At 29.6% G+C, this 24,579-nt stretch carries 22 protein-coding genes; 3 read left to right on the top strand and 19 right to left on the bottom strand.

Features of this window, described 5'->3' with window-relative positions; translation table 11 throughout:
• Positions 1-141 precede the first annotated feature (141 nt).
• The 8 genes from yihA to CPJCM30710_RS01035 form a co-directional block, all read right to left on the bottom strand.
• Complete coding sequence (gene yihA, locus CPJCM30710_RS01070; RefSeq protein ID WP_212902311.1) at positions 142-750, bottom strand: ribosome biogenesis GTP-binding protein YihA/YsxC; 609 nt, start codon at positions 748-750, stop codon at positions 142-144.
• Complete coding sequence (lon, locus tag CPJCM30710_RS01065; protein ID WP_212902310.1) at positions 740-3,076, bottom strand: endopeptidase La; 2,337 nt, start codon at positions 3,074-3,076, stop codon at positions 740-742. The genes yihA and lon overlap by 11 nt, the downstream gene beginning before the upstream one ends.
• A 322-nt stretch (positions 3,077-3,398) precedes the next feature.
• On the bottom strand, positions 3,399-5,081 hold the full coding sequence (gene lonB / locus CPJCM30710_RS01060) for an ATP-dependent protease LonB (protein WP_212902309.1): 1,683 nt from the start codon (positions 5,079-5,081) through the stop codon (positions 3,399-3,401).
• Between the two features lie 341 nt (positions 5,082-5,422).
• Complete coding sequence (gene clpX, locus CPJCM30710_RS01055; protein WP_212902308.1) at positions 5,423-6,718, bottom strand: ATP-dependent Clp protease ATP-binding subunit ClpX; 1,296 nt, start codon at positions 6,716-6,718, stop codon at positions 5,423-5,425.
• A 35-nt stretch (positions 6,719-6,753) separates the two neighbouring features.
• The gene (gene clpP / locus CPJCM30710_RS01050) at positions 6,754-7,356 is read right to left on the bottom strand and encodes an ATP-dependent Clp endopeptidase proteolytic subunit ClpP (protein ID WP_212902307.1); all 603 of its coding nucleotides are present in this window, start codon (positions 7,354-7,356) and stop codon (positions 6,754-6,756) included.
• A 153-nt stretch (positions 7,357-7,509) separates the two neighbouring features.
• Positions 7,510-8,805: a trigger factor gene (tig, locus tag CPJCM30710_RS01045; protein WP_212902306.1), complete on the bottom strand. Its 1,296-nt coding sequence runs from the start codon at positions 8,803-8,805 to the stop codon at positions 7,510-7,512.
• A 130-nt stretch (positions 8,806-8,935) separates the two neighbouring features.
• Entirely contained in the window at positions 8,936-9,736 is an 801-nt protein-coding gene (locus CPJCM30710_RS01040; RefSeq protein ID WP_212902305.1) for a sugar phosphate isomerase/epimerase family protein, read from the bottom strand.
• Positions 9,737-9,746: 10 nt separating this feature from the next.
• A complete protein-coding gene (locus tag CPJCM30710_RS01035; protein WP_212902304.1) occupies positions 9,747-10,607 on the bottom strand; it encodes a hypothetical protein in 861 nt (286 codons plus the stop codon).
• 256 nt (positions 10,608-10,863) lie between these two features.
• Between CPJCM30710_RS01035 and CPJCM30710_RS01030 the strand changes: the two genes are divergently transcribed.
• Complete coding sequence (locus CPJCM30710_RS01030; RefSeq protein ID WP_212902303.1) at positions 10,864-11,685, top strand: MBL fold metallo-hydrolase; 822 nt, start codon at positions 10,864-10,866, stop codon at positions 11,683-11,685.
• A 137-nt stretch (positions 11,686-11,822) separates the two neighbouring features.
• Here CPJCM30710_RS01030 and CPJCM30710_RS01025 read toward each other — a convergent pair whose 3' ends face one another.
• Positions 11,823-12,038 carry a hypothetical protein gene (locus CPJCM30710_RS01025; protein WP_308442608.1) on the bottom strand — a complete coding sequence of 72 codons (216 nt, stop codon included), beginning with the start codon at positions 12,036-12,038 and terminating at the stop codon, positions 11,823-11,825.
• Between the two features lie 18 nt (positions 12,039-12,056).
• On the bottom strand, positions 12,057-12,800 hold the full coding sequence (locus CPJCM30710_RS01020) for a class I SAM-dependent methyltransferase (RefSeq protein WP_212902302.1): 744 nt from the start codon (positions 12,798-12,800) through the stop codon (positions 12,057-12,059).
• A gap of 174 nt (positions 12,801-12,974) precedes the next feature.
• Here CPJCM30710_RS01020 and deoD point away from each other — a divergent pair, with 174 nt between their 5' ends.
• A complete protein-coding gene (gene deoD / locus CPJCM30710_RS01015) occupies positions 12,975-13,682 on the top strand; it encodes a purine-nucleoside phosphorylase (protein WP_212902301.1) in 708 nt (235 codons plus the stop codon).
• Between the two features lie 74 nt (positions 13,683-13,756).
• On the opposite strand, the gene CPJCM30710_RS01010 is transcribed toward deoD, so the two are convergent.
• The 7 genes from CPJCM30710_RS01010 to CPJCM30710_RS00980 form a co-directional block, all read right to left on the bottom strand.
• Positions 13,757-15,070, bottom strand: a complete 1,314-nt coding sequence (locus CPJCM30710_RS01010) for a murein hydrolase activator EnvC family protein (protein WP_212902300.1) — start codon at positions 15,068-15,070, stop codon at positions 13,757-13,759.
• Between the two features lie 255 nt (positions 15,071-15,325).
• Positions 15,326-15,823, bottom strand: a complete 498-nt coding sequence (locus tag CPJCM30710_RS01005) for a hypothetical protein (RefSeq protein WP_212902299.1) — start codon at positions 15,821-15,823, stop codon at positions 15,326-15,328.
• 9 nt (positions 15,824-15,832) lie between these two features.
• Positions 15,833-16,360 carry a restriction endonuclease gene (locus CPJCM30710_RS01000; RefSeq protein ID WP_212902298.1) on the bottom strand — a complete coding sequence of 176 codons (528 nt, stop codon included), beginning with the start codon at positions 16,358-16,360 and terminating at the stop codon, positions 15,833-15,835.
• Between the two features lie 355 nt (positions 16,361-16,715).
• Complete coding sequence (pulA, locus tag CPJCM30710_RS00995; RefSeq protein ID WP_246503420.1) at positions 16,716-18,656, bottom strand: type I pullulanase; 1,941 nt, start codon at positions 18,654-18,656, stop codon at positions 16,716-16,718.
• 175 nt (positions 18,657-18,831) lie between these two features.
• Entirely contained in the window at positions 18,832-19,167 is a 336-nt protein-coding gene (locus CPJCM30710_RS00990; protein ID WP_212902297.1) for a hypothetical protein, read from the bottom strand.
• Between the two features lie 244 nt (positions 19,168-19,411).
• Positions 19,412-19,975 (bottom strand): sigma-70 family RNA polymerase sigma factor, encoded by a 564-nt coding sequence (locus CPJCM30710_RS00985; protein WP_212902296.1) that lies wholly within the window; start codon positions 19,973-19,975, stop codon positions 19,412-19,414.
• A gap of 234 nt (positions 19,976-20,209) precedes the next feature.
• Positions 20,210-20,743: a 2'-5' RNA ligase family protein gene (locus CPJCM30710_RS00980; protein WP_212902295.1), complete on the bottom strand. Its 534-nt coding sequence runs from the start codon at positions 20,741-20,743 to the stop codon at positions 20,210-20,212.
• A gap of 131 nt (positions 20,744-20,874) precedes the next feature.
• On the opposite strand from CPJCM30710_RS00980, the gene CPJCM30710_RS00975 reads away from it, so the two are divergent.
• The gene (locus tag CPJCM30710_RS00975) at positions 20,875-21,645 is read left to right on the top strand and encodes a histidinol phosphate phosphatase (protein WP_212902294.1); all 771 of its coding nucleotides are present in this window, start codon (positions 20,875-20,877) and stop codon (positions 21,643-21,645) included.
• A 67-nt stretch (positions 21,646-21,712) separates the two neighbouring features.
• Here the strand turns inward: CPJCM30710_RS00975 and CPJCM30710_RS00970 are convergent, their stop codons facing one another.
• Both CPJCM30710_RS00970 and CPJCM30710_RS00965 read right to left on the bottom strand, forming a co-directional pair.
• Entirely contained in the window at positions 21,713-23,239 is a 1,527-nt protein-coding gene (locus CPJCM30710_RS00970; RefSeq protein ID WP_212902293.1) for a 2-isopropylmalate synthase, read from the bottom strand.
• A gap of 475 nt (positions 23,240-23,714) precedes the next feature.
• Positions 23,715-24,254 (bottom strand): ECF transporter S component, encoded by a 540-nt coding sequence (locus CPJCM30710_RS00965; protein ID WP_212902292.1) that lies wholly within the window; start codon positions 24,252-24,254, stop codon positions 23,715-23,717.
• Between the last annotated feature and the right edge of the window lie 325 nt (positions 24,255-24,579).

Raw genomic sequence — 24,579 nt, 5'->3', positions numbered from 1 at the left:
TTCTTTCTCGTATCATTTGAATAACTCCTATGAAATAAAATTCTATACTTTTAATTTTACTTCATAATTCAGTAAAAACAAAGACTGCTGACACTTTGTCAGCAGTCTGAAAAAAGCGTGGATTAAATCCACGCTTTTTCACTATTCATCAACAGTTATATTTTCATCCAATAAATCACCAAAAACAGTATCTATTAGTGTATCTTTTCCTTTTTTATTTAGAGAAGAAAAGAAAACAAACTTATCTTCTGGTTTAAGTTTTAAGGTTTCCTTTATTATCTTCTCACTTTTTTTAAGATCATTGTTTGAGAGCTTATCACTTTTTGTTGCTACTACTACGACATCATATCCGTAGTGTTTTATCCAATCATGCATTATGACATCGTCACCTGTTGGCTTATGCCTACAATCTACAAGTAAAACTACTCTCTTTAAAGGTTCTCTGTCTGTAAGGTATGTTTCTACTGTTTTTCCCCAGCTAGCCTTCTCAACTTTTGATACTTTAGCGTACCCATATCCCGGTAAATCAACAAGGTAAAACTCATTATTTATAAGAAAAAAGTTTATAAGCCTTGTTTTCCCTGGAGTTTGGCTTACCTTTGCTAAATGTCTTCTATTAGTTATAGAATTTATAATAGAAGATTTACCTACATTGGATCTTCCTACGAAAGCTACCTCAACTCTATCGTCGCTTGGATATTGATCCCTACCAACTGCTGATATTATAAATTCAGATGATTTAATTATCATTATTATCAACTCCAACTAATGCATTCTCTAGTACTTCATCTATTTTTTCTGCTAGTATAAAATTCAACTTACTCTTTATTGTTTGAGGAATTTTTATTATATCCTTTTCATTATCTTTAGGAAGTATCACAGTATTTATTCCTGCCCTATAAGCCGCAAGACTCTTTTCCTTAACTCCACCTATAGGTAATACTCTCCCACTTAAGGTTATTTCTCCAGTCATTGCAATATTATACTTAACTTTCTTCTTAGATAAGGCAGACACCATTGCTGTAACCATTGTTACTCCAGCAGATGGACCATCCTTTGGTACAGCTCCTTCTGGAACATGGATGTGTATATCCTTATCTTTATAAAACTTATCCTCAATACCATATCTATTTGCATTTGCTCTTACATAGGTATATCCAGCTCTTGCTGACTCCTTCATTACATCTCCAAGTTGTCCTGTAAGTTCAAGCTTACCACTTCCATCCATGATCATAACTTCTACTGGAAGGGTATCACCACCATATGCTGTCCATGCAAGTCCTGTAACTATACCTAACTTATCATCTTTGTCTATTCTGTCATAGGTAAATAGTTTAGGTCCAAGATATTTTTCTACTATTAACGAATTAACGGTAACTGATGTTATATCTTTTTCAATCATATCCTTTATGGCTTTTCTTACTACACTTCCAACTTTTCTCTCAAGGCTTCTAACACCAGATTCCCTAGTATAATTCTCTATTAATGTCTTTACTGCGTTGTCAGTTATCTTTATTTGCTCTTCAGAAATTTCATGTTCCTTAAGTTGTTTCGGAATTAAATACTTTCTTACTATATAATATTTCTCTTCATAAGTATAACCTGATACTTCAATTACTTCCATTCTATCAAGAAGTGGCCTTGGAATTGTATCGAGACTATTAGCAGTAGTTATAAACATAACGTTTGATAAGTCAACTGCAAGTTCAAGATAGTTATCCCTAAAGGTTGTATTCTGTTCTGCATCTAAAACTTCAAGAAGTGCATCTGCAGGATCACCTTTAAAATCACTTGCCATTTTATCTATTTCATCTAATAGAAAAAGAGGATTATTTGACTTTGCCTGTTTCATTCCGTATACTATTCTTCCAGGTATAGCACCTACATATGTTCTTCTATGTCCTCTTATTTCAGCTTCATCCCTTACTCCACCTAATGACATTCTCACAAAATTTCTATTTAATGCTCTTGCTACGCTTCTTGCTATAGAGGTTTTACCTACTCCTGGGGGCCCCACAAGACATAATATAGGACCTTTCAAACTCTTACTCATTTTCTTTACAGCAAGATACTCAATTATTCTATCCTTAACATCTTCTAAACCATAATGGTCTTCTTCTAAAACCTCTCTTGCTTTCTTAATATCTAAATTGTCTTTAGTTTGTTTATTCCAAGGAAGTTCTAAAACCCAATCTAAATAAGTTCTTATAACATTTCCTTCTGCTGAGTAGCTGCCAGCACTCTTTAATCTTACAAGTTCATATAGAGCTCTTTCTTTCACTTCCTTTGGAAGTTTTGCTTTCTTAATCTTACTTTCATAACTTTCAATTTCTTTCTTATCTTCGTCTTCTTCTCCTAATTCCTCTTGTATAACTTTAAGTTGTTCTCTTAAATAATATTCTTTTTGAAGCTTATCCATTTTACGCTTCACTTTATATCCAATTTTCTTTTCAATATTTTGGACTTCAATTTCATTCTTAATAACTACTAATAATTTTTCTATTCTTTCTCTTATATTAAAAGCTTCTAAAATCTCTTGCCTTATTTCCTGTTTTAAGAAAAGATAGGATGCAATAATATCTGCTAATCTTCCAGGGTTATCCACTTCATCTAATGTAATGAATAATTCACTTGATGCAGTCCCTGAGACATTAGCATACTCAGTAAATTCTTCTTTCAATTTTCTTATATGAGCTTCTAACTCATTAGAACTACTATCATATATTTCATCTTCGTATCTATCTATTTCTACTACAAAGAATTTATCACTTTCCTTATAAGAAACAATCTTCCCTCTATCTATTCCTTCTACTAATACTCTTATGGTTTCACCAGGCATTTTTAGCAGTTGCTTAATAACACAAATTGTACCTACCGTAAAAATATCTTCTTCACCTGGTTCCTCCATCTTAGCATCCTTTTGAGTCGTGAGGAAGATTTCTTGATTATTTAACATCGCTTCTTCTAAAGCTGCGATTGACTTCTCTCTACCTACATCAAAATGAATAACCATATTGGGAAAAATGGTTATTCCTCTAAGAGGAATTAAAGGAAGAACTAATTTTTCTAAATCCATATTTCTCCCCTCCATCTGCAATAATTATCTACTAGACTTATCTAGTATACACATAATATGGTGAATTTTCAATGGTATAAAACCAAAGATTGCTTATAAAAAATCGCCAAGGCGACTGTGGAGTTGTCGATTTTTTTACGCATATGCCTTTCCGAACACATGTTAGGAAAAATTGTCAGACGAACTATATTTTTTTACTCTTTATGTGTCGTAATTAAACTCACCATCGTAAATTACATTTTCAAGTTATCCACAATTCTTGAATTTTATAAATTCCTAAAGAGTACATTAAAGGTTGCTGAGATTAACAGCAACCTTTATTTTAGTTTCTTAACGACTTAGCTGATAATACCTCTACTGACTGTTCTGACTGTATATTATTTTCTATTGTATCACACATGTTAATTAATGCCAAGCTAATTACTTCCCTAATATTTGACACTGGTTTAATCTTAATTCCTTCAATTAAACTAAAAGATTGACTATAGTTTTCCTCAGGTAAAATAACCAATTTTGCTCCTGCTTTTTTTGCTGCAGAAATTTTTGCACTTACTCCTCCTATTGGCTTAACCAAGCCTTGAAGAGATATTTCTCCTGTCATAGTTACATTGTTATTTACAGGTATACCACTAATTGCACTGTAAATAGCTGTAGCTATACTTATTCCAGCAGAAGATCCGTCTACCGGTACTCCTCCAGGGAAATTTATATGTATGTCATACTCCTCACAATTTAGTTCAAACACACTATTTAATACAGTAAGAACATTTTCTATAGAACAATATACAGTACTCTTTCTCCTAATTTTTCTATTAGAAGATGATATCTCTTCTTCTTCTACAATTCCTGTAACTTTAAGTATACCCTTTCTTCCTAAAACTTTTTTTGCAGTAACTTCTATTTCCATAACAGTACCCATGTTAGCTCCATAAACAGCTAGCCCATTTACTAAACCAATTTGAGGTTTTTCTCCAACCTTTTTCTCAGGTCTTAACGAATATTGGCCATTTTCGATAACCCATTCAATTTCTTCTTCTGTTATATTGCTACGTTCTTCATTTGTTGCAAGTCCTGCACAGAGCTGAATCAAATTAACTACTTCTCTTCCATTAGAGCAATATTTACTTACTATATCTAAACCTTTTTCACTTATTGTAAATCCTACCTTTTTTACTGCATTTTCAGCAATCTGACGTATTTCATCTGGAAGTAAAGCCCTGAAAAAGATTTCAACACATCTTGAACGAATAGCAGGAACTATTTCCTCTGGGCTTCTAGTTGTAGCTCCTATAAGTCTAAAATCTGCTGGAAGTCCATTTTCAAAAATTTCCTTGATATACATTGGCATATTAGGATCTTCAGAACTATAATAAGCACTATCTAAAAAAACCTTTCTATCTTCTAACACTTTTAAAAGCTTATTTAACTGAATAGAATGAAGTTCTCCTATTTCATCAATAAAAAGTATACCTCCGTGTGCCTTTGTTACAGCACCTGGCTTAGGTTGTGGTATACCTGCAATTCCTAAAGTTCCTGCACCTTGATATATAGGATCATGTACAGAACCAATAAGTGGATCAGCAATACCTCTTTCATCAAATCTTAATGTTGTCGCGTCTATCTCCACAAACTTTGCTCCTTCCTTAAAAGGAGATGTTGTACTTTTTTTTGCTTCCTCCAATACTAATCTTGCGGCAGCAGTCTTTCCTACTCCTGGAGGGCCATAAATAATTACATGCTGAGGATTAGGACCACATAGTGCAGCTTTTAATGCTTTAATTCCTTTTTCCTGACCAATTATTTCATCAAAAGTAGCAGGTCTGCTTCTCTCTGTTAGTGGTTGAGTAAGCTTTACAGCTCTCATCTTGTTCAATCTTTCCATCTCTTTATTATTTTCTTTATCAATAACTACTTTATTATTTCTCTGAGTCGTTGTGTTATTCATTATAAATACTAATAAAAAAATTAACATTAAAACCTGTAAAACAATTAATATATTGGACATAATAATCACACCTTAAAGAAGGCTACCTCCCTTCTAAAGATATATAGGTTTAATCGTTAATTAATTTGGAAAAATAAAAGTTACCAACTTTGGTTTTAATACTTTTCCCAAACTCTAAATTTGATTATGCACTTATATATCTATATTTACTATTCTTTATTATGTACATTAAAATTCCATATTATTCCCTACAAAACATTATTATTATGTACATTTTATTTACTTTTTCATTTTGTGAAATAGGAATAAATAAAAGCAGCTTATTAGAATTGAGTAATCAATCTTAAATATAAGCTGCTTTTATAGTATCTTATTTTATTTTAAATATATCTTTAATAAAATTATGCACTTTCGATGCCTTTTTTAGGTTTTGATTTTTTAGCTTTTAATACGGGACGTGTTTCTCCCTCAGCTATATAATTAACAATTGGATTATTTTTTTCTTTAACAGTCTCTTCAGTAACTGTTACTTTTACTATACTATCATTAGAAGGAATATCAAACATTATTTCTGTCATTAATTCTTCAACAATAGCTCTCAAACCTCTTGCACCAGTATTTCTCTTAATAGCTTCATCTGCAATAGACTCTAAAGCCCCATTATCGAATTCTAATTCAACATTATCAAGTTCAAATAACTTTTTATACTGTTTAACTAGAGCATTCTTAGGCTTACTTAAGATATTTACCAAAGCTTCCCTATCAAGAGAAGATAATGTAACTACAATTGGAAGTCTTCCAACAAATTCTGGTATTAAGCCAAACTTTAATAAATCTCCAGGCATAATATCCTTTAGAAGTTTTCCTATATCCTTTTGTTCCTTTGATTGAACATTAGCACCAAATCCTATGGAGCTTTTAGTTGTTCTCTTTTCTATGATCTTTTCAATTCCATCAAATGCCCCACCACATATAAATAAGATATTTGTAGTATTTATTTGAATAAATTCCTGATGAGGATGCTTTCTTCCACCTTGAGGTGGTACTGAAGCAACAGTTCCTTCAAGTATTTTAAGAAGTGCTTGTTGAACTCCTTCTCCTGAAACATCCCTTGTAATTGAAGGATTTTCAGATTTTCTAGCAATTTTATCTACTTCATCGATGTATATTATGCCTTTTTCAGCTCTTTCTACATCATAATCAGCATTTTGAATAAGTTTTAATAGTATATTCTCAACATCTTCTCCAACATACCCAGCTTCTGTTAATGTTGTCGCATCTGCTATCGCAAATGGAACATTTAAGAACTTAGCTAAAGTTTGAGCAAGTAATGTCTTACCTGAACCAGTAGGTCCTAATAATAGTATATTACTCTTTTGTAATTCAACATCATCATCAGCTTCATTTGAATTTATTCTTTTATAGTGGTTATAAACTGCAACAGATAGTGCCTTCTTAGCACCATCTTGACCAATTACATATTGGTCTAAATATGATTTTATTTCTGCAGGCTTTGGAAGACTTGAAGAATCAAATTGTACACTTTCCTCAAATTCATCTGCTATAATTTCTGAGCAAAGTTCAATACATTCATCACAAATGTATACTCCTGGACCTGCAATTAGTCTCTTTACTTGATCCTGATTTTTACCGCAGAAGGAGCACCTTAACTGCTTTTTATCTTCATATTTGGCCATTTACTACACCTCGCTAAAGATTAAAATAAGGATAACTATTCCTTATCTTTAATCACTTCATTTTTTCTTATAACCTTATCTATCAACCCATATTGTTCAGCTTCATCTGCAGCCATGAAGTAATCTCTTTCAACATCATTATTAATTTTTTCTAATGGCTGACCTGTATTTTCACTTAAAATCTTGTTTAAATTTTCTTTAATCTTTAATATTCTTCTTGCATGTATATCAATATCAGTTGCTTGACCTTGGAATCCTCCAAGAGGTTGATGTATCATTATCTCAGCATTTGGTAGCGCATATCTTTTTCCTTTTGCACCTGATGAGAGTAAAAATGCACCCATAGATGCTGCCATCCCTATACAAATTGTAGATACATCTGGTTTAATATACTGCATTGTATCATAGATAGCCATTCCAGAAGTTATTGAACCTCCTGGGCTATTTATGTATAAATAAATATCTTTATCTGGATCCTCACTCTCTAAAAATAAAAGCTGAGCAACTACTAAATTTGCAGAAACATCGTTTACTTCTCCGTTAAGCATTATTATTCTATCTTTTAACAGCCTGGAAAAAATATCATAACTTCTTTCTCCTCGGTTTGTTTGTTCAACTACAATTGGAACTAAACTCATAAATAACCCTCCTTATAATTAAATATCATAATTATAATATATCCTAATTTACTAAAGTAATTATACTTCAATTATATAAAATTTTTCTTAGTTTGTTAATTAATATATTTAAAATAATTGCCAGAATTTCTTCTGGCAATTACAAAATACATGCTATTCTATTACTTTAGTGTTTTCAACTAAAAATTTAACTGTGTTTTCAGTTACAACTTCAGTTCTAATTATTGACTCTTGAGCTTTTAATATAAGCTCAGCCATTTTCTCACTATCATCAGCAGAACTATACATCTTAGCGATTTCAGCAGCCTTAGTCTTTAGCTCTTCTTCAGTAGCATCTATATTTTCAACCTTTGCAATCTTTTCAAGAACTAAATCAGTCTTAACTTTTATCTCTGCTCTTTCTTTCATGAAAGTTTTCATCTTATCTTCGCTGCTTCCAGTAAATTCATAGTATTGAGCAAGATTTAAGCCTTGGTATGATAATCTATTTTCAAGATCCTTAACCATTGCCTCAACTTCTTTATTTATCATTACTTCAGGAACTTCAACTTTAGCATTATTAACTACTAAGTTAATTACTGCTTCTTCAAATTCTCTTTTAGCTCTTACATCATTTGATTCTTGAGCTTTCTTTTTTATATCTTCCTTAACTTCTTCTATTGTATCAAATTCTGAAACTTCCTTTGCAAACTCGTCATCTAATACTGGAAGTTCTTTAACCTTTATTTCTTTTACAGTTACTTCAAATGTAGCTGGCTTTCCATTGAATTCTTCTCTACCATAATTTTCTGGGAATGTTACATTTATTTCTTTCTTGTCACCAACTGCAGCTCCTACTAATTGGTCTTCAAAATTATCAATGAATGAACCTGATCCTATTTCAAGTGAATAGTCAGTACCTTCTCCACCTTCAAAAGCAACACCATCTATGTATCCTTTAAAATCTATAACAGCTATATTACCATTTTCAACAGTTCCTTCTGTCTTAGTTTCTACTCTAGCATTTTTTTCTTGCATACTCTTTAATTGCTTCTCAACTTCTTCTTCTGACACTTCGTATGCTACTTTCTTCGCTTCTACAGCCTTGTATTTTCCAAGCTCAACTTCAGGGTAAACAGTTACTTTAGCAGTATATACTAAATCTTTGCCTTCGCCTACTTCTATAACGTCTATTTCTGGATAATCTACAGGTCTTATATCATTATCCTTTAAAGCCACTGGATATGTTTCATCAATTACAAAGTTTACAGCATCTTCCAATAGAACTCCAACTCCATAGTACTGCTTAACCATATTCATTGGAACCTTTCCTTTTCTAAATCCTGGAACACTGAACTTACTTACATTTTTTTTATATGCTTTGTTTAAAGCATTATTAAATTTTTCTGCTTCAACTTTAACTTCAAATTTAACAACATTTGTTTCTATTTTCTCCATTTTAACTTCCATTGTATTATTCCTCCTAAATTAGCGTTAAATTCTAATGGTTTATAGACTAGGATATTATAACACATAGTTTCTTTTATTTTCAAATGTTTATTTATATAAATAACTAAAAGCACCATTGACTTATCAAGGGTTACACTTTTATGTTTTCTTGGAATATTTTATCAAGATGCCGTTTAGAACTTTTTATTTCATCATAATTTTTATAATTTTCACTATACACTTCAATTATTGCCACATCATCATAATTATTATCATATAATTTATTTAAGATTTTTTTATAATCAACTTCCCCTTTTCCTGGCAAAAGGCAAAATTGCTCTTTATTTCTATCATTTATATGAAAATTACAGATTTTATCTCCCATGATATCAATATAGCTTATCGGTGAAATACCTGCTTTATAAGCCTGCTTCAGATCTATAGTATAATATAAAGGATACTTTATTTCGTTGTTTAAAAATTTTAAAAAATCTAAGTTTGAAGACATACACCATGACACATTTTCTTGTGCTAGTTTAATTCCATACTCTGAAGAAATATATGCTAGATTATTATATATTTCTCTTATTAGGTCATAATTTATATATTTCATATCTACAGCTCTCATACCATGAAATGTGTAGATATCTGAGCCCAATAATTTTATTGCTTTACATACCTTAGTAAAAACTTTAAACATATCTTCTCTTCTTCTTTTATAAGCATCAAAAAGAAAGGGTTCAAACATAGAACTATACACATGAACTGAGTGTACTGAAAAAGAGTACTTCTCTTTTTCCTCTGTTAACTTTTTAACAAAATCTTCCTCATACTCACTTAAGGTATTTAAAAAGATTTCTCCACAATTAAATCCCATTTCTTTCATTAATTTTATACTATCTTCTGTATTAATATGAGGGTAAAAGTTAGCTGAAGAAATTCCTACTTTCATTTTTTATCTCCTATTGTATTAAAGTTGCATTAGGAGTCAATATTTTTTTATTACCATCAATTTCAACTTCTAATCCATTATCAGTTAAGTTACCAATCTTAATATTACTACCTTTAACATTCCATAACGTTGTATGAACTCCAGTATTAATATCTATACTCCACATATAAGTAAGTAGTTGGTTTTTCCCAAAATACGGAAGTTGGCTTAAATAAACTACATGAGTATCATCAATAAATTTAGCATTTTTTGACCAAGTATATCCTGGATAATCATTTAGCATTGTCTCTCTTACAATAACCTCTTTATTCTTAGTAGTATATGAAGGATAGGTTATATTCTTTTGGGTTCCCCTAGTGTCGACAAACTTTATCTGTTGAGTCCCACCGTCATTTATTATCAAAAAATCTTTGTTAGGACTTATGTCAAAAGTTGTTCCCTCTTCTATTGGAATTAATGCCTTAAACTTTCTCTTACCAGATTCCTCATCGTATATAGCTCTTGCAATATTACCAGATGATAGAGTAACTTCAATATATTTTTCTTCATTATCTTCATCTTTGTTTTCGTTTTCTCCTGCTGTATTTTCTTGAGATACTTCTTTACTTTCTTGTGATATATTTTTATTCTCCTGCACTTGATTTGTTCCATTATCCTGTATAGCTGTATCACTCAACACATTATCTTTATTTTTGTTATTAAGCGTTGTTTCTACTTTCTGCCTAATATTTGTTAAAGAAAAAAATTTAAAATTAAGCGTAGTAATTACTCCACTCATACACAATATTATTAGTAAAATTACTAAAATTCTTTTTTTTCTTTTTTTCATTCTTTTTTCATATTCTTTACTAAAAATACTAGGTTTACCCAATATAACTCCCTCCTAGCCTAATTGTTGTAATAACCATATATATTATACCTTATAAAAAAGGAAATTAATAATAATTTTTGTAAAAAACATTGTTTTAATGTATAATATCTATAACTTTAGCATATTACATAATTTATGTTTAAAATATTCCATAAATATGTTATACATACGAAAGAGTAATATTCATAAATCACTATATAAATAAAAATTTATTTAATTAAACATTTATGTTTTAAGAATATAATTGGAGGTCATCATGGCAAAACTGTACATTCTTGGCACTGGAAATGCAATGGTTACGAATTGTTATAACACTTGTTTTACTATTTCAAATGATGAAGGTGAACATTTTTTAATTGATACAGGAGGAGGTAACACTCTTCTATCAAACCTTGAAAAACTTAATATACCGATTTCTAAAATAAATAATCTATTTATATCTCATACACATAATGATCATATAAATGGAATAAGCTGGATAGTAAGAGCCATTGCTCAAGCTATGATTAATAATAAATATGATGGCAACTTTACAATTTATGGTCATGAAGATGTATTAAAAGTAGGAAAAACTCTATGCAATTTGGTTTTACAGGATAAATTCACAAAGTTATTTAATGAAAGAATACTTTTTGTTCCTATTAAAGATGGAGAAAGAAAAAATATTTTAGATTTTGATATAACCTTTTTTGATATACACAGTGAAAAATTGTTACAGTATGGTTTTAGGTTAACTACCAAAGAAGGTATAGTGCTTTCATTTATAGGGGATGAACCTTATAAAGAAGTTTTAAATAACTACTGCACTGGTAGTGATTATTTAATTCATGAAGCTTTCTGTCTATATGAAGAAAGAGATTTTTTTAATCCTTATGAAAAACATCATACTACTGTTAAAGAAGCATGTGAAAATAGTACTCTATTAGAAAATAAAAATTTAATATTAATTCACACAGAAGATAAAAACATTAGAAATAGAAAAGAATACTATACTGCAGAGGCAAGATATTTCTATCAAGGAAATATTATTGTCCCCGATGACTTAGATGTAATTGATTTAGTTCCACTAGAAAATTAACAGTTAATAAAAACTTTGAGAGGTAGCTTATTAAAAATCAAGCTACCTTAAGTATTTTCTACCAATTCATTTTTTAACTTATAAAAATTATCTGCATTTCTAAGCCCGCCAATTCTTTAACTTGTTTATTAAAATTGTTACTTTCTACCACAGCACCCTTTACTTGAAGAACATCCACATCCATGTTCATCTTTTGTTTTACAACACCTATTTTCCCCTTTTGTTTTGCAACATCCAACTTTTAATCCTAGCTCTTCCATCTCCTCTATAGTAAGATTTACTACATTTTCGCTATACTCCTCATAATCTGGAGTTTCTTTAAGAAAAGACTTTTTTTCTATCTTAATCACCATAACACCCCTCTCCTTATTCTACTTTCTTGCTCTAACTACTAAAGCATATGAGTTTAAATTATATGATGCCTTATTAAATCCTCCAAATATATCTATTTTCTTAAAACCAGCTTTTACAAACATATTATACATTTCATCTTTTAGTAATGGAATAAGTGTAATAACATTATCTTCTTCTATAGTCTCTCTACTTCCATTTTCATTTACAATAATTTTAGTTTTGAAATATATCTCTTCTTTAGATGGTGAATATTCATACTTTCTTATAAACTTTACTCCTTCTTCTTTTCTGTCAATTAAAGGCAGTTCTGTTATACCATGTTCTATTATCCTGTCGTAATTAATTATTTGAATAATTAAAGTACCATCTTCCTTAAGCATTTCATAATAATCTTTTATTACAGTTTCAATTTGTTCTTTACATTCTAAGTGTACTATTGAATTTCCTATACAGAAAATTATATTAAAACTTTCTTCACCAAATCGCTCTTTAAGATCTATCATATTTTCTTGAAGAAATTCTATATTAAAATTACCCCTCTTAGCCTTAGCCTTTGCCTTTTCTATCATTGTGGAATCTAAATCCACACCTATAACATTGGCTCCTTTTTTACTGAGTGAAATAGAATAAATTCCAGTACCACAAGCTACATCTAAAACTTTATCTCCCTTCTGTAAGCTTTCTAATAAAAACTCAGTAGTTTTTTCCTCTTGTTTAAAAACAACATCATAGTATTTACTTAAGGTATTATAAAAACTCATAATAACCTCCTTTTTATAGTAGTTTAACCATATTGTATATTAATATTTAACGTCTAACCCCCACCTTAGAGATTGTAGAATGCCACGCTTTGGTAAGGTTCAAATTGAAAATATATGTAACATTTTATAATTGAGTTATAATAATGTTAGTAACCTTTGAAAGGAGAGATTTAAGTGAGTATACATTTAGAAGCTAAAAAAGGACAAATTGCAGAAACTGTGCTTCTTCCTGGTGATCCCCTTAGAGCAAAATTTATAGCAGAAAACTTTCTTGAGAATGTCGAGTGTCACAATGAAGTGAGAGGAATGTTGGGCTTTACTGGAACCTATAAAGGAAAGAAAATTTCTGTTCAAGGTACAGGAATGGGTATTCCTTCTATTTCTATATACGTTAATGAGCTCATAACAGAATACAATGTTAAAAACTTAATTAGAATAGGTACCGCTGGCGCAATGCATGAGAGTATAAAAGTAAGAGATCTAATACTAGCAATGAGTACTTCTACAGATTCTAATATAAATAAAATAAGATTTAGTGGAAAAGATTATGCTCCAACAGCTTCTTTTAACTTATTAAAAACTGCGTATGATGTAGCGGTAGAAAAGGGAATAACTCCACAAGTAGGTAATGTTTTTACTTCAGATACCTTCTACAATGACGATCCAAACACTTGGATGTTGTGGGCAAAATTTGGTTGTTTAGCGATTGAAATGGAAACTGCTGCACTTTACACTTTAGCAGCAAAATACGAAGTAAATGCTCTTTCTATTCTAACAATAAGTGACCATCTGATTTCTGGTGAACTAACTACTGCTGACGAAAGGCAAACAACCTTTACCAAGATGATGGAAATTGCTTTAGATGTATCTTTAAAACTCTAATATATAACAAAAAGTAGCTTTTAGAGCTACTTTTTGTTATTATAGATAAATTAGATAAATTTAATATTTTTTTATTAAATATAATTCATTGGATTTACTGGATTTCCATTTATTCTAACCTCGAAGTGAAGATGTGGTCCAGTACTCCAACCTGTTGAACCTACATATGCAACAGTTTGTCCTTGCGTTACCTGTTGCCCAACGGAAGCAACATTCTGACTTGCATGTGCATATAAAGTTTGATAACCATTACCATGATCAATTATTATCATATTTCCATATGCTGTATTAAATTCAGCTCTTACAACAACTCCACTCTTTGCAGCTTTAATAGAAGAACCATAAGGAGCTCCTAAATCTACTCCCGTATGGAATCCTGATTTCTTAGTAACCGGATGTATCCTAGGACCAAAAGGACATGTTACAGCACCTGCTGAAGGTCTAATGAAACCACTTTCACTGACAACTGTTTGTCCACCATCATTTGATTTAGAACTAGAATTAGAATTAGAGTTAGAGTTATTACTAGAATTTATTTGTTTAAACATATCATTAATTTGATTTTGTAGATCATCATTATATGAACCTAAATCACCAATTTGTTCTTTAAGTTCTTTTTCCTTTGCATTTAAGCCACCAATAATAACAGTTTTCTTAGATTCTAAAGCTTCTAGTTCAGCTATCTGTATCTTGTGTTTATCCCTTTCTTCAAGCAATTGCTTAGTAGTAACTTTTAATTTATTTTGTTCATCTACTACTTGTTGTTTCTGCGTATCTAGACTCTTTTTTTGTTCATTTAATTGCTTCTGCTTATTATTAAGTTCGTCTTGAATCTTTTGAACTTCATTTATAAGTTCGTTATCCTTTTCAACTATCTTTGCTATATTAGCCACCTTAGTTATAAAATCAGTAATATCATTACTCTCTAATATAACAGAAATAAATTGCTCTCCTATATTATTTTTATATGCAGTTCTAAGTCTTCTTCCAAGTAATTCTTTCTTTTCCTTTTCTTCTTGCTGCTTTTCCTTAATTTCATCTTCTGTAAGCCTTATTTGATTAGTTACTTTATTAATTTGGTCTTGCACTTGAGTTATTTTACTTTGTAAGCTATTAATCTGAGTTTGATAATTATCTATTTTACTCTGTGAATCCTTAACAACATTACTTTTTTGATCTAATTGTTCTTGTATTTTGTCAAGCTCGTCCTTCTGATTTTCTTTTTCTTTACTAATTTGCTGTTGCTTATCCTTTAAATCATCAATTTTTTCATTATTGGAGTTTATTTGATTTTGCAAAGATTCCTTTGAGATAGCATTAGCTTGTACATAATTTCCAGAGAATAATGCAAAACAAAGTAATAATGAAAAAACTTTCTTTTTTATCATAATTTTCTCCTATTCCTTACTTTTTCTTATCTTTCTTATTATACAACAATATAACCTTATATTTCATCACATTTTCTAATATGTAACATTTTTTTTACATTTAATAAAACCATATTATACTATAATAAAAGATTTATTGTCACTTTATGATATGAATCCATGGTCGGGATTACAGGATTTGAGTTCGAACCGTACGCACTTCTACTGTACTAAATCCCGACACATTCTTTCATGGAAATACTAATCCATATTAAATCAGTTATTTATAACATAGACTTTATTTCTAATAAATTCTTCATAGGTCATATTGAATGTATATCTATCTAGAACAGATATTCCATTTTCTTTGAGCTTTAAAAAAGTATTTTTTTCTTCTTCATTAGTTAAATGTGTAGTTATTATTAACATGTTCTCTATGGATTTAATATATTTTAATCCGTTTATTTTATAAATCCAGTTTTCATCTAGTTCCTCTCTTCTAAAACAATAAACAAAGTATATCTTTTCTTGTAAGGTACATTTAAAATTGTCTTCGCCTACTTTCTCAATCTCTTTATAACCTTTACTTTTAACATATTCCATGCACCATTCTGTAAATTCACACTTTGTAAGATTATCCAACTCTGAAGCCAAGGTATTTTCACTTACTCTATCTTTTATAAAAAGAATAAAATAAATAACTTTCTTTATAAGACTAAAAACTTGAAAACTACATAAAATAACAAATATGCCAATAATTGTTCGTGTAAACATAAAATCCTCCTAACCCCAAATAAGTTTTTTTTCATTTATTATTCTTAGCTCTCTAACCAATTCAGCACCGTTCCAAAGTATTAACTCGATTCCACTATGTTTAGCCAATTCTATAATGTCAAAGCATTCTTTTTCAAATTCACCAGTAGTAGCATATATCCCGCTATTCATACCTAACAATTTCATCTTTCCTAAGAAAGATAGAACCTCTATTTTCGTTATTGGTTTAAAATCATCATTATTAGATCTTGCATAAACAAAAACTCCACCACTATCTTTGTAACATATTAAATGATTATCACCATCATTAATTACCGGATTCTTATATCCTTTTTCTTCAAGAAGCATAAAAATATATACAATAAATTTTTCTTCAGTAATACTTTTTAAATACTTAATACTAATCATAAATGTTTTTGTAAGTTTATTTTTTATAGATTTTGTAGCAAACTCAATAAGCACTTGTACAATTCTGTTAATTAACATAAGTAAAATTAACATACCAATAACTAACTTTATTTGCTGAAAAAATGTCATAATTACCACCTCTTCTAATATATTGACATTTTATTTAAACTTAATACAAACTTACATAGAAATAATTCTTAATAGAGATAAACAAACTTATTAACACTAATACTTATCTTTTACTAGTTAACTACTTATTTCATAAATTTTAACATAAACTTAAGCTATTCATAATAAATTCTTAATTTTATTTCAGTATTATATATTTATCACAAAAATAAACCTTTATATATAATTTTTTCTATTTACTATACCAAAAACTATTTTATTTAACTCAAAAAGCTATGCTTATATAAGCATAGCCCCTTTTTTTATTTACTAATTAAAAATAGGTAAACCACTTTATTTTTTAGCACATGAAATATTACTTTACAAGAACCATGGCTGAAATTGCATTAATTTTTACGAAAGATCCATCTATATCATAAAGCTTTTTGCATCCTGAATTATAACTATCTACTACTACACTCCAACCTGATTCCGGTAATTTCATCTCTATATCTGTCTTATTAGCATTATATATAACAATTATTTTTCTCCAAGAGTCTCCATTTGCATTTTCTTTTATAACAAATCCTACCACATTCTTTTGCGGTATTTCTAAAAATTCAAGATGTTTTCGGATATCTTCAGCCTTATGCATTCTAAAAGCTGGATGCTCCTTTCGTAATTTTATTAAACCTTTATAATATTCAAAAACATGATAATATTTTTCCTTTCTGCTCCAATCAATCATATTTATATTATCTGGAGACTTATAACTATTATGATCTCCACCCTTTGTTCTTAAAAATTCTTCTCCTGAATGTAAGAACGAAATTCCCTGAGAGGTTAGAACTATGGCATTACTTAGCTTATCCATTCTTATTAAGGCGTCTTCACACTCACATTTGTAAGTCGCTAAAATCTTATCCCAAAGAGTTAGATTGTCATGTGCAGAAACATAAGTTATAGTTTGTATAGGTTCATTAGCCCAGGGCATATCTGAATAAATAATCTTTGAATAGTCTATCTGAGGATGTCTAGTAGATGCCACTACACCAAACTTAATAGTTTCTTCAAGGTTTTCCTCCCCGTTTACAAAGCCCCCCATTTTGTCTATAAATACATCACCCTTAACACCATCTCTTATATCGTTGCTAAAAACAGCTATCCTAGAATTCATCATAAATATATTTTTCTTTAAAGCACTTTCTTCATCTTTTAAAGCTGAAGGTCCGCCTTTCCAACCTTCTCCGTAAATAATTATTCTAGAATCTATCTCATCTAAGGCTTTTCTTATTTCATTCATAGTTTTAATATCATGAACTCCCATAAGATCAAATCTAAATCCGTCTATATGATATTCCTTAGTCCAATAAACCACTGAATCTATTATATACTTCCTAACCATAGGCCTCTCTGAGGCTGTTTCATTGCCACATCCTGAACCATTGGAAAAGTTTTCATTATCAAATTGCCGATAATAATACCCTGGTACAATTAAATTAAACCATGATTCTTTCAAAAGAGCAGTATGATTATAAACTACGTCCATTATTACTCCTATACCATTATCATGAAAAGCTTTGATCATCTTCTTGAATTCTTTTATTCTCACAGTACCATCATAAGGATTTGTAGAGTATGAACCTTCTGGTACATTATAATTCAGTGGATCATATCCCCAGTTATATTGTGGTTCATCTAACCTAGTTTCATCTACTGTAGCAAAATCAAAAACGGGCATTAAATGAACATGGGTTACTCCTAAATCCTTAAGATGAGAAATAGCTGTTTTTACACCTGCTGGTGTTGTGGTATTCTCTTCTGTAAGCCCTAAAAACTTACCTTTATTTTTTACTCCTGAATTTTCACTAATAGTCATATCTCTAATATGCATTTCATAGATAATGGCGTCCGTTGAATACGAAGGCAATATCCTTTTATCATCTTCCCAACCTTCTATATTAGTTTTAGAAAGATCAACCACCATTCCTCTCATACCATTAACTCCAACTGCCTTTGCATACGGATCCACGGCTTCATTTATTATATTTTCAAATCTTACCCTATAGGTATAGAATAAGTTTTCTATGTCTTCTTTGACCTCTACTTCCCAAACCCCTTTTTCCTTCTTACTACACTCTAAAACTTTAAACGGCTCTCCTTTTTCTCCATTATCAAAAAGACATAATTTTACTTCATCAGCAGTCGGTGCCCAAAGCTTAAATATAGTATTTTTTTTAGAATAATTAACACCTAAATCACTTTTTTCATAAATAGGTAACCTGGCATAGTCCTCTTTTGAAAGCATCTTAACCATAGTCCCACATCCTACTCCTGATTTTTAAAGTTTATGTATTTTATAATCTTTCCTTAGTAATATGCTATGCAATTGTAATAAGCAACAAGGTGGCTTGTTAATGTAAAATCAATACAAGCCTCCTCTTATTACTATTATTATTCATAATATTTCAAATTTGTGAAACATATTATCTTTACTCTAATATATCAATTAACCATTTACCACAGCTTAAACATTTATAAATTCTTATTACAAAAAGCTCAAGTTGATTGTTCTTATCTTTTATTCCCTCAAGTTCATCTTGTAGGAAAAATTCATCTTCCTGATTTACATATCCAACTATCTCTGAAAAAAGATTCATCTTTGTCTTCTCACAACAATCATTTGGATCAACACATTGAATCTCTTCTAAATGCAACTTATTTTCAACATCTTGTATTATAGTAATTAAATCACTATACTCATTTATGTTATCCTGAAAATCCTCTGAATAAAATACTACTCCTGATATGCTAAAAAGTTTATTCAATTAATTCACTCCTTTGTTATGTGTAACTACTTTCAATTTATTGTTATTTTTAGCTTGATAAAAATAAGGGTTTTACAATCAATAACTAAAGCTTCTTCAAACATAATAAATATTTATTTGAAAACTTTATCCTTATTGTAGTATTAAATAAACAAATAATCAACAATTGAGTAGTCTCAGTATTTATTCTAAACTAAAAACTTACTACATATAATTTACAATTGTGATTTTTTGCAAAATTAGTTCATTTAGAAATCAGTTCTTTTTTTAGCTTGGCTAATATTTCATTACGAAACTGTAGACATTTTGAATATTTAATATTCTTTTCTTTAGAGTACTGGGTAAGCCCTCCACTTTTTTCTCTATAAACATAGTAAATTAACTCTTTTTCCTCAGCAGTTAATATATTAATAACTTTTCTAAGCTTGTTAACCATAAGGTTTTCTATACAGCAATTCTCGAGATCAAAATCTGAGGAAATCATCTCAATATACTCTATTCCCTCTTCATTAGCATTATTTAAACTCCCCTCACCATTCCTCTTAGCAGCTTTTCTAATTTCATAATAAAAATTCTTAGTTATAGCCCACTTCACATAAGCTGTAAAGTTAACCTTTCTATTTATATCAAAACTTTTTATAGCTTTTATTATAGATAGATACCCAAACTGCCTTAAATCTTCCTCATCAAAACCAGCAATATAATAACTTAATGAAAGTTTATAAACAAGTGGAGTAAATTTTATTATAATATCCTCCTGTGCAGCTTTATCTCCATCTTTTGCTTTAATTATTAATTCATTAATCATCTTTACCCCTCCCATTTTATATCTGCTTGTAATTTTGTAAAACATATGTTCTGTGATAATAACCCCTCCTATACTTATATATGCAAAATAAATAATTGTTAAAAAATGTCTTCATATATTAGACGAAATAAACCCCAAAAGGTTGCAAAAAAATAAAAAAATTTTTAAAAAATAAAAGATCTGGTTCGTTATGAAACAGATCTTTTAATATGTTTTATTTTTGTAATCGTAAATTTATTTAAGTTTATAGCTTCTATAAGTTACCCATATTCGTTTATTCTTCTCCCAAATTAAAATAGATATATTATCAAAATAACAATTAAATGAATAAGGATATCTTTTTACATAATTCCAAATATCATTATATTTCTCTCTTATTCGTTTTGATACTACTGTGCAATGAAACTTTCTTCCCTTACCCTCATTTTTACTCCAGGTGAGACCATTAATCGTATCAAGTAGTTCTATATATTCATCATGTATCTTAATTGCTTCTTCTGAGGGAATTATATCCATAAAAATAACATCTTCTCTAAAATGTCCGTATCCTTCTAACTTTATTGTTGATTTTAAATGTTGACTACAAAAACTATTTGTTAGTTCTTCAATTTCACTAACATCTTCTATTTCAAACGGAGCTTTTATAGTAAAATGTCCTGGTAGTCTTTGAGGCATAACCTTGAACTTATCACACACAGTATTAACTAATTGCTCATGAAACTTTAAAGCTTCTCCATTTATAAGACAAACTATAACGTAACGTTCCATTCTTAACACCTCTTTGATTAAAAATAAGATATGCTCATCTTTTAATACTTTTTCTAAATTTGAGCCAGATTTCACTTACTGAAACACATTAAACTATGATATAATTTTTTACGAAAAAGGAGGGATTTTTTATGTACTTTGATACTCATGTTCATACATCCTTTTCTTCAGACAGCAAAATGAATATAAAGGAAGCCCTAAAAAAAACTAAACACTTAGGATTAGGTTTACTAACTACAGAACACCTTGATTATGAATACCCTGATGAGAATCTGTTCCGTGTTGATATATCATCTTACATAGAAGCCTATACTCAATATAGAAGTGAAAATTACTTTATAGGTCTTGAGATGGGACTTAGTGAATCTTGCTTTAATGAAAATGTAGAAACTGCTGAGAATTATACTAAACTAGATTACATAATAGGTTCAATTCATGCTGTTGAAGGAAAAGATATCTATGCAGAATTTTTTGCCTTTGAAAAAGATAAAAAACAATCTTATGAAAAATATTTAAAAGCTATGCTGTCAAATATAAAACTATATGATTGTTTTCATTCCTTAGGACATATAGATTATATTTGTCGTTATGCACCCTTTGAGGATAAAGAACTTTATTATAATGATTTTCCTGATTACTTTGATGAAGTTTTTAAAGCATTAATAAAAAAAGATATAGTTCTAGAGCTTAACACCCGAAGGTTACATGACAAAATGGCTTTTGACAGTATGATAACTATATATTCAAGATATAAGGAACTAGGTGGAAAATATATTACCATTGGTTCTGATGCCCATAAACCTGAGGATATAGGAATAAACTTTGAACAAGCAAAATTCATAGCTGAAAAACTCTCTTTAAAACCAGTTTATTTTATTAAAGGTAAAATAGAATATATGTAAAAACTAAACCTATATCCTAATAATTTAAGATATAGGTTTAGTTTATCCATTATAACGATATTAATTTTTAATTATCTATAAGATTAATATAATAATACATTTTATTTATAGCATTCATAAAAGCTTTTGCACTAGCTTCAACAACATCTGTACTTATTCCTTTGGCAGAAAACACCCTATTATCCTTTTCTATCTTAACAGTAACTTCTCCTAAAGCATCCTTCCCACTACCTATTGCATCTAAGAAATAATCTTTTAAATTAACACTTATACCTGTAGCTTTTTCAATAGCTTTAAAGGTAGCATCTACAGGTCCATCCCCACAAGCAGCTTCATCAATAGTAATTTGCTTAGTACGAACTTTAACCGTTGAAGTAGAAATTATGCTATTCCCACTGGTAACCTGAAGATATTCAAGCTTAAATGTTTGTGGCACTTGAAACATTTCTTCATTAACTAAAGCTTCTATGTCTTCATCAGAAATAGCGTTTTTCTTATCTGCTAGAGCCTTAAATTTTCCATAAGCTTCATTTATCTTGCTTATTTCCATATTATCATAGCCAAGCTCTTTTAAACGCTGTTCAAAATCATGTCTATCTGAATATTTACTAAGAATTATCGAATCCTTCTTCAAACCTATAGATTCTGAAGTCATAATCTCATAAGTTTCCTTATAATTTATAACCTCCTCCTTATGAATACTTAACTCTTGAGCAAAAGCATTTGTTCCTACAATAGCCTTATTACTTTGAACTTTCACACCCGTTAGATGACTTACCATATTACTGGTTCTTGCTATATGTTCGGTAGCAATATCTGTATGACATTTAAAATGATCACCACGAGTTTTAAGCGTCATAACTATTTCTTCTAGTGCAGCATTACCAGCTCTTTCTCCTAAACCATTTATTGAACATTCTACCTGTTGAGCTCCATTTTCAATTGCCGCTAAGGAATTAGCTACTGCCAATCCCAAATCATTGTGACAATGAACACTTAAAATTGCTTTTTCTATATTAGGTACATTTTCTTTAATCTTCTTAATAAACGCTCCAAATTCTCCAGGTGTCGAATATCCTACAGTGTCAGGTATATTTACTACATCTGCTCCTGCATCTATAACTGCTTCAAGTACCTTATATAAAAAATCCGGTCTGGTTCTTGTTGCATCCTCAGGAGAAAATTCAACACTTGTACATAAATCTTTAGCATACTTAACCATATTATAAGCTGTTTCTAACACTACTTTAGGCTTCATTTTTAAATTATTCCTCATATGAATATCTGACGTAGCTATAAAAACATGTATTCTAGGATTTTCAGCATATTTAACAGCTTTCCAAGCTGCTTCTATATCCTCTTTCGTAGCTCTAGCTAAGGCTACAATAACGGGCCCTTTAACGTTTTGAGCAATGGATTTTACTGAATTAAAGTCACCCTTAGAAGCAAATGGAAAACCTGCCTCAATAATATCTACACCTAGTATTTTAAGCTGCTTTGCAATCTCTAATTTTTCACTTATATTTAAACTCACCCCTGGGGTTTGTTCTCCGTCTCTTAAAGTAGTATCAAATATATATATTCTTTTTGTCATGATTATGCCTCCTAAATAATAACACACTATAATGCAATACTATTTAATTATATATAAATATTTATAATTTTTCATTCGACAATTAAAAATATTCTAATATTTAGAGTGAAAAAATAGCACTCTATGAAATTATTCTTACCTATTGGAAAATACTTATAAATAGATATGATATTATAAAAATAGAATAAGTCTCTCCTACTAGTATGGTAAATTGTTTAACCCATTATTAATATCAAAGTACAGTAACCTTACTACACATTGTATGTTCATTAAAATAAATCAATTATATCTCTAACATTTATATTTTAATCAGTTTGTACAAATACCCAAATCAAGCTAAAACTAAACTGACACGGAACCTACTCAGTTTTAGTCTTATTTCATTTTATAAAGTGTTTCCAAATAAAAAAAACTATAAAAGTTATAAAAACTAATATAGCTTTAATTTTAGATTAAAATTTTTTTTATTTTTATATTAAAATGTATGTATTATTTTTCTCTTTAGCAAAATTTGTATTAAGATTGCTGATATTATTCCGCCTATTATCCCAGTTATAAGCTGAGGAACTCCCATAGATATAACTAACTTATCTAAATATTTTTCTGGAATATTTAATTTAAATAAGTGTACTAAATTAGATGATGCAAAAGATAAAAATATAAACTTAGCAAATGAACCACTGATAATTGATATATATATTCCAAACTTGTATTTTTTTAGACCTCCAAAAAATATAACATATATAGCATTACCTATAGCTATGAACGGAATAAATGGTGCCAGCGGAGTAAGAAGTTGTCCTACAAACCAAGCTAATACCGGTGTTAAAATCCCTGTTAATACTCCCCACTTTGTATCACATATATACACTGTTAGAATTAAAACTGCATTAACTACAGGTCCAACAAGAAATTGATTTATTTGAGGAATATTTCTACCTAAAATCTGAAATATTATTGCAATTGCTAGAAAAAGAGAAGCTTTTACAGCTTTGTTTATACTTGTATTTTCCATTTTATTTCCCCCCATAAGATACATCCAGTCTATAATTTTCTTATTTAATAAAACACTTCATTTTTTATTTTTAATTAGCTTTATAAAATAATATGCAATAATAACAAATCCAATTACCTCCGAAAACCAATAATTTAGATCTGAAATAAGTAAAAATATGATCCTGTCTACCTCTAAAACCGCATTAATGCTTTATATTTTATCACTATATTAATAATAAATCCATATTAATACATAAGGAATGCTGGCAAGATATCCTTACCAGCAGACTGACAAAATTAAAACTTTTAATCCATATTACTATTCTATTTGTTCAAATCAATAG

The sequence above is a fragment of the Clostridium polyendosporum genome, assembly GCF_018332455.1.
In the GTDB taxonomy this organism is placed as follows: Bacteria; Bacillota; Clostridia; order Clostridiales; family Clostridiaceae; genus Clostridium_AY; species Clostridium_AY polyendosporum.
Note: the sequence above shows the minus strand (reverse complement) of the source record. Positions and strands in the feature narration are given on the sequence as shown.